Source organism: Mycolicibacterium septicum DSM 44393 (assembly GCF_000455325.1).
Taxonomy (GTDB): Bacteria; Actinomycetota; Actinomycetes; order Mycobacteriales; family Mycobacteriaceae; genus Mycobacterium; species Mycobacterium septicum.
The window spans coordinates 2,552,523-2,567,807 of record NZ_HG322951.1 but is presented as its reverse complement, the minus strand read 5'-3'; the positions used below and the strand labels follow the sequence as shown (position 1 = coordinate 2,567,807).

The window sequence follows — 15,285 nt, the reverse complement described above, 5'->3', positions numbered from 1 at the left end:
GGTGCGCCGGGCCGCGGTGCGATGACCGCCGTCGTCTGGGCCGGGGTGCTGCTGCTGGGCGGCGTCGGGGCGGTCTGCCGGTTCGTCCTCGACCGCGCGGTGTCCGCCCGCCACACCCGGGGCTTCCCGTTCGGCACCCTGGCGGTCAACCTGAGCGGGGCGTTCCTGCTCGGGTTCCTGGGCGGCCTGGCCCTGGACCGGCACGCCGCGCTGCTGGCCGGCACCGCATTCGTCGGGTCCTACACGACGTTCTCCACCTGGATGCTGGAGACGCAACGCCTGGGCGAGGAACGCCGGATCTGGCCGGCGGTGGGCAACATCGTCGTCAGCGTGGTGCTCGGCCTGGCCGCGGCGTGGCTGGGCATGTCGCTGGGAGGACGGTTGTGACCACCACCGATTACCTCAAGCTGACCGCCTACTTCGCCGAGCGGCTGCGCCACGAGCACCGCTTCGTCGCCGATGCGCTCCTGGATCTGTATGGCGGCAGCGACATCACAATCAGCGTGATGCTGCGCGGGATCTCCAGCTTCGGTCCGCACCACCACCTGCGCACCGACGAGACACTGAGCGCCTCGGAGGATCCCCCGATCGCCATCGCAGCTGTCGATGCGGCCGACAAGATCTCCGCACTGGCCGAGCAGACGGTGCAGCTCGTTCCCCGCGGCCTGATCACCCTGGAACGGGCCCAGCTGATCCGCCGCCAGTCGCCGGCGCCGACGGTCACCGACTTCTGCAAGCTGACCGTCTGTGTCGGCCGCCATCACCGGATCGGCGGAGTTCCGGCCTACCGTGCGGTGTGCGACCTGCTGTACCGGCGCGGCTTCGCGGAGGCGACCGTGTTCCTGGGAGTGGACGGCACCGCACACGGCCAGCGTCGACGCGCGGGGTTCTTCAGCCGCAACACCGAGGTACCGCTCATGATCATCGGGCTCGGGACCGGTGCCCAGGTGAACGCCGTGCTCGGTGAACTCACCGAACTCCTGGAGAACCCGTTGCTCACCGTCGAGCGCGCGCAGCTGTGCAAGCAAGGCGGTCAGCTGCTGGCACGCCCGGCCGAACTGCCCGACACCGACGCCGAGGGCCGTCCGCTGTGGCAGAAGCTGATGGTCCACACGTCCGAGACCGCACAACACGACGGGGTGCCGGTCCATCGGGCCATCGTCCGCAGGCTGCTCCAGTCCGGCACCGCCGGCGGCGCCACCGTGCTGCGCGCGGTCTGGGGCTTCACCGGCGAGGGCAAGCCGCACGGGGACAAGCTGTTTCAGTTCGGACGCCAAGTGCCGGTGACGACCATCGTGGTCGACACACCGCAGCGGATCGCCGCGTCGTTCGAGATCATCGACGAAATCACCCGTGAGCATGGTGTGGTGAGCGCCGAGATGGTGCCCTCGGCAACCGTTGTCGATGCCGGCCACCGCCTCGGCGGGACCGACCTGGCGCGCTTCAGTTACTGACCTCACAGCCAGGCTGGTAAGGCTAGCCTACCTTTGCTCTGCCGTGTACCGTGCCACCCCATGCAGTCGACAACACCCGAAGCGGTCAGCGCCGCCCTCACCGAGATCCTTCGCGACGACATGAACGTCGATGTCCGCCGGGTGACCAGGGAATCCCGACTCATCGACGACGTCGGTCTGGACTCGGTGGCATTCGCCGTCGGCATGGTGGCAATCGAGGACAAGCTCGGGGTTGCCCTCTCCGAGGAAGACCTGCTCAGCTGCGACACCGTCGGTGACCTCGAGGCGGCCATCCTGGCGAAAGTGCCTGCCGCGCAGAGCAGCCAGTGAGCGTGCTGGCATCGGCGCTCGCCGCGTCGCTGACCACCACTGCCGCCGACCTCGTGGTGTACGACCACGAGTCTCGCACCTGGACCCGCCACCCCTGGGGCGAGGTGTACGCGCGCGCCGAGAACGTCGCCGAACAGATCGGCCAGGACGGTTCGACCGGTGTCGGCGTGGTCGGTGAGCCCACCGTTGAGGGCATCGCGACGGCCGTCGGCGCCCTCCTGGCCGGCGCGGCACTGTCCGTTCTGCCCGGCCCGATCCGGGGTGCGGACGCGGACACGTGGGCGCAGTCCACGTTGAAGCGATTCTCCGACATCGGCGTGAGTACGGTGTTCAGCCACGGCCCCTACCTGGATCTGCTGCGGACGGTCGAGACCTCGCTGAGGATCCACGACGACGCCGTCGTCGCCCACGCTCGACGCTCCACCACGCTGGTGCTGGGAACCGGCCAGTTCGCGGTCCTGCAGGGCACCGCCGGGTCGACCGGCACCCCCCGCACCGCACAGCTGACACCGTCGGCGGTGCTGGCCAACCTTCGTGGACTCAGCGAGCGGATCAGCCTGTCGCCCAGCGATATCGGGTGCTCGTGGCTGCCGCTGTACCACGACATGGGCCTGACCTTCCTGCTGGCCGGAGCGGTCAACGGCATCGAGGTGTGGCAGGCCCCGACCATGGCATTCGCGGCCTCACCGTTCAGCTGGGTGCGATGGCTCACCGAGAGCCGCGCCACCCTGACCGCCGCACCGAACATGGCCTACGGCCTGATCGGCAAGTACTCCAGGCGCCTGACCGATCTGGACCTGTCGGCGGTGCGGTTCGCGCTCAACGGCGGCGAGCCGGTCGACTGCGAGGCGACGAGCCGGTTCGGCACCGAGCTCTCCCGCTTCGGCTTCAACCCCGGAGCCCTCTCGCCGTCCTACGGTATGGCCGAATCATCCTGCGCGGTCACGGTTCCCGTTCCGGGTCTGGGTGTGGTTCTCGACGAGATCACCGTCGCGACGGACGCCGGATCCAACCGGCAGCAACTCGCGGTCCTCGGTGACGCCATCCCCGGGATGGAAGTGCGCCTGCGGCCCAGCGAGGACAACGCGGGCATCGTCGACCGCGAGGTGGGCGAAGTCGAGATCCGCGGCACCTCGATGATGTCGGGCTACCTCGGTCAGACGCCGCTGAACCCCGACGACTGGTTCGCCACCGGCGATCTCGGCTATTTCGTCGACGGCGGGCTGGTGGTCTGCGGACGCACCAAGGAACTGATCACGGTGGCCGGGCGCAACATCTTCCCCACCGAGATCGAGCGGGTTGCCGCTCAGGTCAAGGGTATTCGTGAAGGCGCCGTCGTGGCCGTGGGCGCCGGCGAGAACTCCGTCCGCTCCGGCCTGGTGATCGCGGCCGAGTTCCGGGGCCCCGACGAGGCCGGAGCCCGCAGCCAGGTCATCCAGCAGGTGGCATCCGAGTGCGGCATCGTGCCCGCCGACGTGGTGTTCCTGACGCCGGGGTCACTCCCCCGCACCTCCTCGGGCAAGCTGCGCCGCCTGGAGGTCAAACGACAATTGGAGACAGCGAAGTCATGACCGCTCTCACGCCCACACCGACGCCGGCCACCACCACGCTCGACGAGTACCGCGATCTGTTGGATCGGGTGTTCGACGACCAGGTCAAGACGTGGACGGCCGAAGCCGAAGAGACCGAAAGTTTTCCGCGCCAGCTCATCGAACACCTCGGCCGCAACGGAGTGTTCAGCGAGAAGTGGGGCGACGGACAACAACCCGACGTGGCCAAGCTGATCGAACTGGCCTCCGCTCTGGGCCGGACCGGCTCCTCGGGCATCGGCGTGGGTGTCAGCCTGCACGATTCGGCCATCGCCCTGCTGCGCCGTTTCGGCAAATCCGACCACCTGCGCACCATCTGCGAACAGGCCATCCACGGCGAAGCCGTGCTGTGCATCGCGGCCTCCGAGGAATCCGGCGGTTCGGACCTGCAGATCGTGGAGACCGAAGTCCGCACGGCCCGTGACGGATTCGAGGTCAAGGGCATCAAGAAGTTCGTCTCGCTGTCGACGATCGCCGACCACATCATGGTGGTGGCCCGCAACGTCGACCACGATCCGACCAGCAGGCACGGCAACGTCGTCGTCATCGCGGTGCCGACCTCACAGGTCGAGATCCAGACGCCGTATCGCAAGGTCGGCAACGGCCCCCTGGCCACGGCCGCGGTGCACATCGACACGTGGGTGCCCGCAGATCATCTGGTGGCCCGGGCCGGCACCGGACTGGCGGCGATCTCGTGGGGACTGGCCCACGAACGTATGTCGATCGCCGGGCAGGTGGCCGCCGGATCACAACGGATCCTCGGGATCACGTTGGCGCGCATGATGAAACGCCGGCAGTTCGGCCACACCCTCTACGAGCACCAGGCGTTGCGGATGCGGATCGCCGATCTGCAGGCCCGCGTCGATCTGCTGCGTTACGCTCTGGCCGGGGCGGCTGCACAGGGCAAACTCGACCTCCGGGCCGCCGCTGCCTTCAAGGTGACCGCCGCGCGGCTGGGCGAAGAGGTCGCGTCCGAGTGCATGCACATCTTCGGCGGCTCAGGCTATCTCGTCGACGAGACGCCACTGGGCAAGTGGTGGCGCGACATGAAGCTGGCCCGAGTGGGCGGCGGCACGGACGAGGTGCTGTGGGAGCTGGTGGCCGCGGCCATGAAGCCCGACTACGACGGCTACGCCGAATTCGCCGGAGCCTGAACAGGTTCTCGGAGTTACCCGGCGGCGCCCAGAGCGTCGTCGGGTGTGCGCGGCAGCGCGTAGAGGGCCATCCGCCGGTTCGACATCTGGTGCTCACCCAAGAACTCGCATCCCGCCCATTCGCACACCCGGCGGGCGCCGTTGTTACGATGGTCCGGATCGAACATGACCCGTCGGCAGTTCGGTTCGAGCTCGAACACGTTGGCCACGATGCGCGGCAACAGGATCGGGCCGATGCCGCGGTTGACGAATCTCAGATCGGCGATCGCGGCGTGCATCCCGATGTCATACGGATCGGCGGCGTACCGCGGTGCGATGGAATCCTTGGCCGCCCGGTACAACTCGATATATCCGACGGGCTTGCCGCGGAAGCTGGCGATGAACGGCCGTGAGTATTCACCGTCGAGCTGAGCCTGCAGATACCGGCTCCAGCGGTCCGGCGCCCAGTCGTACTCCCAAGCCTCCACCAGGTGCGGGCGGTTCATCCATTCCGAAACCAGTTCGGCGTCGGCACCGGCGTCGGCCACCCGGATGTCGTACGGCTCGGCCAGGACCGGGGTGGACGGGGCGTCGACTGCGCGCACCTCATCGGTGATGTCGGTCAGCTCGCGCTTGAGCACGGGGGTACCCGGCAAGTCGGTATCGATATCGCTCATTTGAGCGCCGAGCCTACCGTAGCGACTGAGGGTAGGTTTACCTTCCTCCCCGCCGCCGAACTCAGGTCAGCAGCTCGGCAAGGACGGTCAGGTGACTCAGGTCGAGTTCGCGGGTGGCGGTCACCAAGGTGACCGGGCCCTCGCTGACCAGCGCCCGCAACTCATCGAGCCCCGCGGCCTCCTCGCCGGACTGCAGCTCCTGGGTGTAGCGCGCGGCGAACTCGTCATAGCGCTCCGGCTTGTGGTCGTACCAGTGACGCAACTCCGTCGACGGGGCAACCGAGCGCAGCCAGTGCCCCACCCGCCGATCGGTCTTCTTCAGGCCCCTGGGCCACAGCCGGTCGACCAGGACCCGCTGCCCCTCATCGGGTTCGGGTTCGGTGTACACCCGGGCCAGCCGCACACGGTTCTTCTCGGCCATGACATGCCATGGTAGGAGGCATGAGCCTCGATCGGGTGGCAGATCTGCGGCGCTGGGAAGATTCCGGCGCACACTGGTGCGTCCTCACCCGCACCGCGGACAGTCTCACGATCGCATTGCTGCGATGTGACGGCGGCGAGGAAGTGGACCGGTTCACCTCCACCGATCCGCGACTGTTCGATTTCGTGGGTGCGCGGACCTCCAGCGAGGACCCGGAACGCCCCGCCTGATCAGCTGGCCGGGCCGAAACGCGCCAGCCGGGCCAGGTGGTCGCGGTCCTCCACACCGAGCTTGGCGAACATGCGGTAGAGGTGGCCGTCGACGGTGCGCACCGACAGGCACAACTCGCCCGCGATCTGGCGGTTGCTCATCCCGATACCGACAAGGTTGGCGATCTCCCACTCCCGCTCGGTCAGCGGCAGCGGGTCACCGGCGCAGCACAGGGCCGGGGTCAGCGCGCCACTCTGGCCCGACAGCCACAGCGCCCGCGCGGCCGATTCCAGTTCACCGCCGCGGCAACCCGCCCGGGCATGCTCTCTGGCCGCGTGGGCGGCTGCGTCGGCGGCCAACCCCAGCGCACCGATCACCTGGAACCGGTCCGTGACCGCGACGAGTTCATCGGGATCCTGGCGGGCCAGGCCGCGGCTGTGCGCGGCGATGGCCTCGGCCAGCCGGCCACCGTGGCGGCGCGCCAGTTGCTGGATCCTGCGCTGACCCGAGGTTTCCCCGAATCGCAATGCTGTGTGCAGGGCCGTGAGCTCCACCGTGTCCATACCGCCCGCCTTGGCGCACTGCGCTGCCCGGGCAGCGTGATCCACGGCCGATCTCGTGTCACCGATCGCTGCGGCCGTCCAGGCCCTGGCCAAGTCCAGCTCTGGCCGGAACACCTCGAGCGGCCCGGCTGCGGCAGCCTCGGCCCGGAGCAGCGCGGCGCCCGCGGCGGAGCCGTTGCCGCGCATCCCCTCGACCTGGGCCAGCCATGCGGCGACCACCATCAGCCACCCGGCGGGAGGACCTGCGGGGTGGCCCACACCGCGGCCTGCAGGGCTTCACCCGCCGACGGCAGGCAACCGCGGGCCAATGCCACCCGCCCACTCAGCGCGGTGACAATGGCCTCGGCCTGCGGAGAACCGGCCGCCAGCACGGCGTAGCGGTCACAGACCCGCTGCGCCCGCTCGAGCTCCCCTTCGGCCACGGCGGCCGACACCTGCGCGAAAGCCAGCCAGTACCGCTGCGGCCCCGACTCGCAATCCTCGGCGGCCAACTCACCCGCCTGCGCCACCGCGGCAACCTCGCCCGAACGGCCCGACAAGGCCAGCGCACTCGAGGTGCCCAGTGCCGCCCATACGTTCGCCGTCGACCCGTTGGCCGTCGACAACACCTCGGCGCCCAGAGTTTCGGTGCCCAGCGCGATCGCACCGGCGAGCTCACCGGCGAAGAACGCGAAAACCGCTTCCATCGCCACGACCAGGCTCAACGTCTGCGGGCAGTGCACCTGTTGTCGCACCACGGCGAGCACCGACCGCGCGGCATCAGGGCGGGCACATCCGAAGAACAGGTTGGACGCCCGCAGGCAGCCCCACCGCGCCAGCATCGGTTCGTCCTCAGCCGGTGGCACCGACCGGGCCAGCAACTCCTCGGCCTGCTCGCCGCGTCCCTGCCAGCTCATCGCGTCGGCCAGCACGATCGCCGCTCGCACCCCGGCCCCGTGGTCCAGTGCGTATCGCGCCAGCTCTTCTCCCAGCGCCAGGTTGGACATGGTGACCGCACTGGCCGCGGCGTCGGCGATGGCGCCCGGGTCCGTCGGACCGTTGCCTCCCGCCATGAACCGCGCCAGCTGTATGCGTCCCCGGACGTCAGGGAGCCTGCCGCTGTGCGGCGACTGCAGGTGCGCCCCCAGCAGCGAGGCCAACAGCGTATTGATCTGCCGGGAACGAGTTTTCGAGCACCGGCTGCGGGCCACTTCGCCGATGATGGGGTGGCCCGGCTGCACGAGGGTGCAGGCCGCGTCGTTGAGCACCTGGATCGCTCCCCTGCGTTCCACCCGGGCGATCGCGTCGAGATCGCAGGCACCCACCAACACGTCCCAATCGAGCACCTCGGCCGTGGAGACCACCTCCACCACATCGCGTTCGTCCGGCGTCAGGGTGTCGAACCGGGAATTGATCAGTGCGTGCAGATCGGCACTCGCCCGCAGCTGCCCGCGCAGCCGCCAGCGGCCCTGATCACAGACCAGCACCGCATCGCCCAGGGCCGCGTTGAGCGCACCCCGCAGGTAGAGCGGGCTTCCCGAGGAGAACCGGTGCAGTTCGGCGACCGTGCGCTCGTCGACCTCGCCGCCCAACACCGCCGCGGCCAACTCAGCGGTCTGCGCCCGGGTGAACGGTTCGAGGTCCAGCCGCAGCAGCAGCTGTTCTTTCCACAGCGCCGTCACCGCATCGGATGTGGCCGCGCCGTTCCCGATGGTGACGATCAGTCTCGGCGAGCCATGCACCGCCAGTTGCTGGACCAACAGCGCCGACAACGGGTCGAGGTGCTGCGCGTCATCGACGACGATGACCAGGTCGGGATCGGAGGCCAACATCTCGTGTGCCACGGCGAGCATCACCGTCGGGTCATGCGCGTCGGTGAGGGTGAGCGCGTGGCGAAATGCCCCTAGCGGCACCGCCTGGCCGGTCTCGGTGCCCAGCACGAACCGGACCGGGCAACCGTCTGCCTCCAGGCCCTCGGCCAGTACCCGCGCCAGCGCCGATTTCCCGACTCCGGCCTTTCCGGCGAGGACCACCCCACGAGAGCCGCCCCGCAGCGCCTGCGCGGCTTCGCGCAACTCGACATCCCGTGCGACAAATGGCCAGTCCGACAAAAACGACCCCCAGATGCTCTGCGGCGTTACCCCGGTGACGGTACGCCGGTGCAAGAATTTGTAACGGCTAATCACCGCCGCCGCAACGCGAATGTTTGCCTCAGAAAACACTTCTCGGGCGAACGGCGCGCGACGAGCGACCTACACCGCCGGTTCCAACTCCCACCCGCCCCGGCGCATCACCGCCGCGACGGTCAGATCCGCCCCCAGCGCCACGAGATCGGCTGCGGCCCCGGGGATCAGGCCGTCACCGGGAAGACCCATCGCGCGCGCCGGGTTCAGCGAGGCCTGCCGAACGACGAGCAGCAGCGCCTCGTCGCGGGGCAGCCCACAATGGGTGACCGCGAATCGGACCACCCGGTCCATGGTCGCGGTGCTCCCGGCGATGGTGTCGGTGCCCCCGACGAACGCCACCCCGTCCACCACGTCGACCGGCACCGGGCCGAGGTGATACCGCCCGTCGGACATGCCGGTGGCCGCCATCGCGTCGGTGATCAGCGAAACGCGGTCCGGGCCGACCGAGCGCGTGACATGCCGGTAGATGGCCGGGTCGATGTGGACCCCGTCGGTGATGAGTTCCACGGTGACGGAGGGATCTTCGAGCAGTGCGATGACCGGGCCCGGTTCGCGCCGGTCGATCGGGCGCATGGCGTTGAACAGATGCGTGCCGACCGTGGCCCCGGCCGCGATCGCCGCGCGGGTCTGTTCGTAGGTCGCCTCGGTATGACCCACGGCCACCACCACACCGGCGTCGACGAACTGCCGGATCGCCGCGAGCGCACCGCTCCGTTCGGGCGCGATCGTCACCATCAGGATCGTCCCGGCGGCGGCAGTGAGCACCCGGTCGATTTCTGCCGGATCCGGGTCGCGCATGAGCGCGGGTTGATGGGCCCCGCACCGCACGGTCGACAGCCACGGACCTTCGAGGTGGATTCCGTCGATCCGCCCGGCCCGGACGTCCTCGGCCCGAGCCCTCACCTGATGCAGCAGATCGTCCGGGCTCGCGGTGACCAGGGAGGCGATCATGGTGGTGGTGCCGTGCCGACGGTGCAACGCCACCGCGGCCGACGTGTCGGCCTCCGACGGGACCGAGAAACTGCCGCCGCCACCGCCGTGCGTATGGGTGTCGACGAACCCCGGCACCAGGGTCACCGGGCCCAGATCACGATCGGCGGGCCGGGGCGGGGCACCGGCGCCGACGGCCGTCACCCGGTCGCCCGACACGTCAATCCATCCCGGCCGCAACACTTCTGCGCCCGTGATCAGCGTGCCGGCGGTCAGCAGCATTCAGATGCCCTGCCAATCCGGTTTCGAGCGGTAGGTCTCACGGTAGTAGCCGATGAGCTGAAGCCGCTGTGCCGCAGCGTCATCGAGCAGGACCGTGACGTGCGGGTGATGCTGCAGGATGGTCGCCGGCCACATGGCGCTCACGGCGCCCTCGACCAGATGGTGCACGGCTTCGGCCTTACTACGGCCGAGCGCCACCAGGATCACGTGCCGGGCCGCCATGATGGTGGCCAGCCCCTGGGTCAGGCAGTGCGTCGGCACCGCGTCCAGATCGTCTCCGAAGAATCTGGCGTTGTCGAGGCGGGTCTGCTGCGTCAGCGTCTTGATGCGGGTGCGCGACGCCAGCGAGGATCCGGGCTCGTTGAAGCCGATGTGTCCGTCGGTGCCGATGCCGAGGATCTGTAGATCGACTCCGCCCGCGCCGCGGATGGCATCCTCGTATGCCGCACATGCCGCCGGGATGTCGGTCGCCAGGCCGTCGGGGCCCAGCACCGCACCCGGGGCGAAGTCGACGCGCGAGACGAACACAGTGTCGATCACGTTGCGGTAGCGCTCGGGATGGTCGGCGGGCAGGCCGACGTACTCGTCGAGGGTGAAACCGCGGGCCTGCCGGAACGAGATCTGCCCCGCGCTGCACCGCGCGGCGAGTTCGTCGTAGATCGCCAGCGGCGACGAGCCGGTGGCAAGGCCCAGCACCGCGTCCGGTTTGCGGTCGAGCAGCGCACCGACCGCATCGGCGGCCACGCCGCCGATCTTCGCGGCATCGGCGAGGATGATGACTTCCATCTACTTGTTCGCCGTGAAAAGGTCTGCACCCGAGTCGATGTCGGCTCCTGCGGCGACCGGGTCGGCCACTGTCACATTGCCGGGCTCACGCTCGTCCATGACCACAACGGGGACAATCGGATTCAGGCCTTTCGCCTCGATGGCCGGCACGTCGTAGGTGATCACCACCTGGCCGGCGGTGACCTCATCGCCCTGACTCACATGCGTGGTGAAGCCTTCTCCGTTCAGCGCGACGGTGTCCAGCCCGAGGTGGACCAGGACCCCGACGTTGTCGGCGGTCATGATCACGTAGGCGTGCGGCATCAGTTTCAACAACTTGCCGCTGACCGGGGCAATAGCGTCGATCACCCCGCGCGGTGGGTCCACCGCGGCGCCGTACCCCACCATGCCGGCCGAGAACACGGGGTCTGGAACGTCCCCGAGTGCTACTGCGCGCCCCGCAACCGGGGCGAGTACTCGCGTGCTGCTCACTTGTCGGGCTCCTTTGGGCGCGGGGTGCTCGTGCCACAAACAATACGAGCGCGGCCGGAAGACGGCCTCGAGTTTACGGGTTCTCGTCTAAGCTTCCGCTCAGCTTCGCGGCGGGTCGCGCTGGGTGGCCAGGAGGGCGAGAAGGCGATGAGCGATACGACGAAACCTGAAGTTGCACAGGCGAAATCCGGTCTGCGTATACCCGCGTTTGCGCAACTGCAGCGACTCGGCAAGAGCCTCATGCTGCCGATCGCCGTGCTGCCCGCTGCCGGCATCCTGCTGAGGCTGGGCCAACCCGACCTGCTGGGGCGGATCGACTCGCCCGTCATCGGCCCCTTCTTCAAGGCGATGAGTGCCGCAGGCGACGCCCTGTTCACCAACCTGCCCCTGCTGTTCGCGGTCGGTGTCGCGATCGGCTTCGCCCGCAAGGCCGACGGCTCGACGGCGCTGGCTGCGGTGGTCGGCTACCTGGTGATGGCGGCCGTCTTCAAGACGATGTCTCCCATCGTGCTGGCCGGCGAGGTGGACAAGGCAGGCGATCAAGCCCAGATCAACTACAGCGTGTTCGCCGGAATCGTGGTGGGCCTGGTGACGGCATGGTTGTTCGACCGGTACCACACCATCCAATTGCCGTCCTATCTCGGCTTTTTCGGGGGACGGAGGTTCGTCCCGATCGTGGTGTCCGTGGCGAGCTTGTTCATCGCCTTCCTGATGAGCTACTTCTATCCGATCTTCGATGCGGGACTGACCGGGCTCGGCCGGTTCATCGGCGGTAGTGGCGCGCTGGGCGCATTCGTCTACGGATTCGCCAACCGCATGCTGATTCCCCTGGGCCTACACCACATCCCGAACTCCTACGTGTGGTTCCTCTACGGCGATTATCAGAACGCGGACGGCACGGTGGTCACCGGTGAGCTCACCCGGTTCGCGGCGGGCGACCCGACCGCGGGCATCCTGACCTCGGGGTTCTACCCGGTGTTGATGTTCGGCCTGCCCGCCGCGGCGCTGGCGATGATCCTCGCCGCGAACAAGAAGCAACGCAAAGTTGCGGTCGGCATCCTCTCGGCGGCCGCCCTCACCGCGTTCCTGACCGGCGTGACCGAACCGCTCGAGTTCGCGTTCATGTTCGTGGCGTTCCCGCTCTACGTCATCCATGCGGTCCTGACCGGGCTGTCCCTGGCGATCGCCTATCTGCTCGACATCCACCTGGGCTTCTCGTTCTCGGCCGGGCTCCTCGACCTGTTGTTGTACGGCGGGGCGCCCGCGGCGAAGAACATCTGGCTGCTGATCGTGATGGGAGCGGTGTTCTCGGTCGTCTACTTCGTGTTGTTCTACGTCGCGATCAAGAGGTGGAACATGCTCACACCCGGTCGTGAACCCGAGACGGAGTTCGAGGCCGAGGAACGGGCCAACCTGAGTGAGGGCGCCGATTCCACCACCACGGTGACTGCAGGCGGCACCGGCACGTTGACCGCACCCGCGCGCGCGGACACTCAGGCCGAACAGATCGTCGCGGCATTCGGCGGCCGGGAGAACCTCGTCAATGTCGATGCCTGCATCACCCGACTCCGCATGGAGGTCGCCGACAAGAGCAAGGTCGACCAAGACCGGCTGAAGGCCCTCGGCGCCGCGGGCGTCATCGAGGTCGGGAACAGCGTTCAGGCGGTGTTCGGCACCAGTTCCGAGGCCCTGAAGAACGCCATCGTGGACAGTTTGTAGCCCTTCCCGGGCCTCACACCGACAGCAGCCGCTGGAAAAAATCGCGATAGCGCGTCAGGGCCACGCGGAGATCCTCGGTGGACGCCTCCTCGCCTCGAGACCATTGCGCCTCAAGCCGAGAGCGGGTGTCGGCGAAGCTCGCGGTGAGCTCCTCGACGACTTCGGCCACAAGGTTGTCCGCTTTCTGCACACACTCTTTCGGGTCGTCGACGAACGCCGCCTGGACGTCGTTCCAGCGCGAGTGCAATCCCGACCGATGCTCGCCGGCGAACAACAGCGTGTTGTCCTCGCTCGACGGCTCGGCCTGGGCGGCTTCTGAAACTTCCTCGCGGGCGGGCTGCGCCTTGTCCGTGTCCGCATCCCGGAACTCCGGCGCATCCGTGCCCTGAGGCGAGACGGTTGTCGCTTGTTCTTCGTGGGTCGTCATGCTCGCGCCTCCTTGGGCGAATCCGTACCGGTTTCCGTCTCGGCATGTGTCTCACGCTGGGTCGGCGTCTCGCGTTCTGCAGGCGTTTCGGGTTCAGCTCCGACCAATCGCTCGAAGAGCGCGCGATAGTGGACGAGCGCCTCACGTTGGGCCTCGGTGCCGATCTCGCCCTGCTCCTGCGCGAGGTGAAGGATGTGCGCCGCCCGATAGTGCTCGACCACCTTGGGGTGATCGACCGAGACGTCTGCAGCACGTTGCTCGAAATCGTCTACCGGATAACCCCGTTCACGCATCACCTCGGTCACCAGACGATCGGCGTCACCGACCGATTTCGAGGGGTTGTCGACGAACCCGGCCTGCGTGACGCCCCATGCCTCGACGTAGCGCACCCGGGACTCCGGCGCCAGCTCCTTGATGTCCAATTTGTTGTGCTTGCGTTCGCGCGCAAGTAGTTCCCGCTCCGCAGCACGCTGACCACCGGCTTTCTCGACGGTGTGCTCATACTCCGGGCCGAACTGATCCTTGAGCCGCTCGCTGCGCTTCTGACGCATCATCGATGCGGCCACGATCACCGCGAGCAACACGATCACCACGACGACTACGGCGATGACGATCCAACTCCATGTAGGCATTTCAAGACCTCCTGCGGCCAGGAGTACCCGCGCACCGTCGACAGAAACGTCAATTCCCGAATGCGCTCGACGGTCAGCGGCAATAGGACCTGGTGGCGTAGTCCAGCGCCTGCCGATACAGCGGATCGAGATTTCGCGCCGTGGCCACGCCGTCGACGGCGCCCGCCAGGTCGGCCGAGCACGACGGCGAGTGCAAGACCGGCCACTGCTCGGCGATCTCGTTCACCATCGTGTGGTTGAGCGCGTCGATGGTAGTTCTCGACGCCGCGAGATCGGGGGCACTTGCGGGAGCGGTTGCCGGATCCAGCTTCCATCGCGCGAACAGGCCGTGCTCCACGGCGACGGTCGCGTCGATCTGATCCCGGAACACCTGCCCGACGTAGGCCGGGTCGATGTGCCTGTTGCCCGCCTCGGCAGTGGTGGCGTCGATGACCTGTTGTTCGCGCCGCGGGTCCTCGATCGACCCACCGTTGCGAAACTTGTTGGCGGCCACCGGGTCTGCGGTCTGCAGGCGCTGTGCTGCGGCGTCGACCAGCGGCAGTAGCGGGCTGGGGTCCTGTGCGCGGGCGAGTGGAGTGCCGCACAGCACCGCGAGGGTCAGCACGCCGGCCGTTGCGAATCGGGCCGGCATCACAGCTGGGAGAAGCAGGCGTCGTCGGATTCGTCGTTGGGGATGGACGCGTTCTGGCTGGAGAACTTGCCCACCACGCCGGTGTCGGTCACCGAGACGCTGTCGGCGTGGATCCCGAGCGGGTAGGCGTCGTTCAGCTTCGTCATGAGGCCGTCGAGCGCTGCCTGCACGGTGCCTTTCTCGAACGGACCGCTGACGTCGGTGATCTCCAGGTTCAGGTGTCCGTCGTTCACCAACGGCTTTGCCGTCACCTTGGTGTCCCCCACCGCCTCGATGGTGATGGTTCCCGCCGACGGGTCGGTGCTGACATCGGTGACCAGGGAGCCGACGCCGGGCAGGTTCTCGGCCACCGTGTCCTTGATACCGGCCGACGTCCAGCTCAGCGTGGCGCTCAACGATCCGATGGTGCCCTTGGAATCCTCGGTGCCCTGCAAGCGGATGTCGGACAGCGCCACGTCTGCGGTCATGCCCTTGGCGGCCTGCACCTGCTTGCCGCCGGTTTCCACCGAGATGTTGGTGTAGTGGCCGGTGATGTGCTGCCACAGGAACGGCGGTTTCACCCCGAACGAGACGGTGGCACTGTCCTCCACCACACATTCGGTGACCGCGACCAGCACCGAGCCCGCCTTGTGCCGGGCGTACAGTTCGGCGCCGGTCAGTCCGATCACCACAAGTGCGACGACGATGACGGCCGCGAGGACGATCGCCAGCGGGCTGCGCCATCGTGACGACAGCTTGGCCGGCTCAGGAGGCGGCGGCCGATTGGGCTCGACCGGGGGCAGCGGCGGCGGAGGTGGCCCCCCGGGCCGGGGCGCGGCCGGTGGACGGTTCTGCGCGATTTTCTCGGTCGCCGCCTCCGGGGGCC

18 protein-coding genes are annotated in these 15,285 nt (G+C 68.2%); 7 read left to right on the top strand and 11 right to left on the bottom strand.

What is annotated here, in order from left to right; all coding sequences use genetic code 11:
* The first annotated feature begins 21 nt into the window (after positions 1-21).
* Genes crcB through mbtN form a run of 5 tightly spaced genes read left to right on the top strand, consistent with a single transcriptional unit; the run spans position 22 to position 4,527 of the window.
* A complete protein-coding gene (crcB, locus tag TX88_RS12095; RefSeq protein ID WP_044519339.1) occupies positions 22-387 on the top strand; it encodes a fluoride efflux transporter CrcB in 366 nt (121 codons plus the stop codon).
* Positions 384-1,454, top strand: a complete 1,071-nt coding sequence (locus TX88_RS12090) for a DUF190 domain-containing protein (RefSeq protein ID WP_044517058.1) — start codon at positions 384-386, stop codon at positions 1,452-1,454. Before crcB ends, TX88_RS12090 begins: the two co-directional genes overlap by 4 nt.
* Before the next feature lie 60 nt (positions 1,455-1,514).
* Entirely contained in the window at positions 1,515-1,784 is a 270-nt protein-coding gene (locus tag TX88_RS12085; RefSeq protein WP_019348478.1) for a mycobactin biosynthesis acyl carrier protein MbtL, read from the top strand.
* A gap of 5 nt (positions 1,785-1,789) precedes the next feature.
* Positions 1,790-3,355, top strand: coding sequence for a long-chain-fatty acid--ACP ligase MbtM (gene mbtM, locus TX88_RS12080; RefSeq protein WP_209447050.1), 1,566 nt, complete (start codon positions 1,790-1,792; stop codon positions 3,353-3,355).
* Positions 3,352-4,527, top strand: a complete 1,176-nt coding sequence (mbtN, locus tag TX88_RS12075) for a mycobactin biosynthesis acyl-ACP dehydrogenase MbtN (RefSeq protein WP_044517053.1) — start codon at positions 3,352-3,354, stop codon at positions 4,525-4,527. Before mbtM ends, mbtN begins: the two co-directional genes overlap by 4 nt.
* A 14-nt stretch (positions 4,528-4,541) precedes the next feature.
* On the opposite strand, the gene TX88_RS12070 is transcribed toward mbtN, so the two are convergent.
* Both TX88_RS12070 and TX88_RS12065 read right to left on the bottom strand, forming a co-directional pair.
* The gene (locus tag TX88_RS12070; protein ID WP_044517051.1) at positions 4,542-5,183 is read right to left on the bottom strand and encodes a GNAT family N-acetyltransferase; all 642 of its coding nucleotides are present in this window, start codon (positions 5,181-5,183) and stop codon (positions 4,542-4,544) included.
* 61 nt (positions 5,184-5,244) lie between these two features.
* Complete coding sequence (locus TX88_RS12065) at positions 5,245-5,604, bottom strand: DUF488 domain-containing protein (protein ID WP_044517050.1); 360 nt, start codon at positions 5,602-5,604, stop codon at positions 5,245-5,247.
* Positions 5,605-5,624: 20 nt separating this feature from the next.
* On the opposite strand from TX88_RS12065, the gene TX88_RS12060 reads away from it, so the two are divergent.
* Positions 5,625-5,834, top strand: coding sequence for a hypothetical protein (locus TX88_RS12060; RefSeq protein ID WP_044517048.1), 210 nt, complete (start codon positions 5,625-5,627; stop codon positions 5,832-5,834).
* Here TX88_RS12060 and TX88_RS35100 read toward each other — a convergent pair whose 3' ends face one another.
* The 5 genes from TX88_RS35100 to TX88_RS12035 all read right to left on the bottom strand — a co-directional run bounded on the left by TX88_RS35100 (position 5,835) and on the right by TX88_RS12035 (position 11,011).
* Entirely contained in the window at positions 5,835-6,599 is a 765-nt protein-coding gene (locus TX88_RS35100; RefSeq protein ID WP_244438410.1) for a helix-turn-helix transcriptional regulator, read from the bottom strand. It lies immediately after the preceding gene.
* Positions 6,599-8,431 carry an ATP-binding protein gene (locus TX88_RS12050; protein WP_244438409.1) on the bottom strand — a complete coding sequence of 611 codons (1,833 nt, stop codon included), beginning with the start codon at positions 8,429-8,431 and terminating at the stop codon, positions 6,599-6,601. The genes TX88_RS35100 and TX88_RS12050 overlap by 1 nt, the downstream gene beginning before the upstream one ends.
* Before the next feature lie 177 nt (positions 8,432-8,608).
* On the bottom strand, positions 8,609-9,754 hold the full coding sequence (gene nagA / locus TX88_RS12045) for an N-acetylglucosamine-6-phosphate deacetylase (protein ID WP_044517045.1): 1,146 nt from the start codon (positions 9,752-9,754) through the stop codon (positions 8,609-8,611).
* Complete coding sequence (gene nagB / locus TX88_RS12040) at positions 9,755-10,540, bottom strand: glucosamine-6-phosphate deaminase (protein ID WP_044517043.1); 786 nt, start codon at positions 10,538-10,540, stop codon at positions 9,755-9,757.
* The gene (locus TX88_RS12035) at positions 10,541-11,011 is read right to left on the bottom strand and encodes a PTS sugar transporter subunit IIA (RefSeq protein WP_044517042.1); all 471 of its coding nucleotides are present in this window, start codon (positions 11,009-11,011) and stop codon (positions 10,541-10,543) included.
* Positions 11,012-11,158: 147 nt separating this feature from the next.
* On the opposite strand from TX88_RS12035, the gene TX88_RS12030 reads away from it, so the two are divergent.
* Positions 11,159-12,730: a PTS transporter subunit EIIC gene (locus TX88_RS12030; RefSeq protein WP_044517040.1), complete on the top strand. Its 1,572-nt coding sequence runs from the start codon at positions 11,159-11,161 to the stop codon at positions 12,728-12,730.
* Positions 12,731-12,743: 13 nt separating this feature from the next.
* On the opposite strand, the gene TX88_RS35095 is transcribed toward TX88_RS12030, so the two are convergent.
* The 4 genes from TX88_RS35095 to TX88_RS12010 form a co-directional block, all read right to left on the bottom strand.
* Positions 12,744-13,157, bottom strand: coding sequence for a hypothetical protein (locus TX88_RS35095; protein WP_044517038.1), 414 nt, complete (start codon positions 13,155-13,157; stop codon positions 12,744-12,746).
* Positions 13,154-13,789 carry a hypothetical protein gene (locus TX88_RS12020; protein ID WP_044517036.1) on the bottom strand — a complete coding sequence of 212 codons (636 nt, stop codon included), beginning with the start codon at positions 13,787-13,789 and terminating at the stop codon, positions 13,154-13,156. The genes TX88_RS35095 and TX88_RS12020 overlap by 4 nt, the downstream gene beginning before the upstream one ends.
* A gap of 73 nt (positions 13,790-13,862) precedes the next feature.
* On the bottom strand, positions 13,863-14,420 hold the full coding sequence (locus TX88_RS12015; RefSeq protein ID WP_044517034.1) for a chorismate mutase: 558 nt from the start codon (positions 14,418-14,420) through the stop codon (positions 13,863-13,865).
* On the bottom strand, positions 14,420-15,285 hold an 866-nt coding region (locus TX88_RS12010; RefSeq protein ID WP_044517032.1), incomplete at its 5' end, for an LmeA family phospholipid-binding protein. The genes TX88_RS12010 and TX88_RS12015, both read right to left, overlap by 1 nt.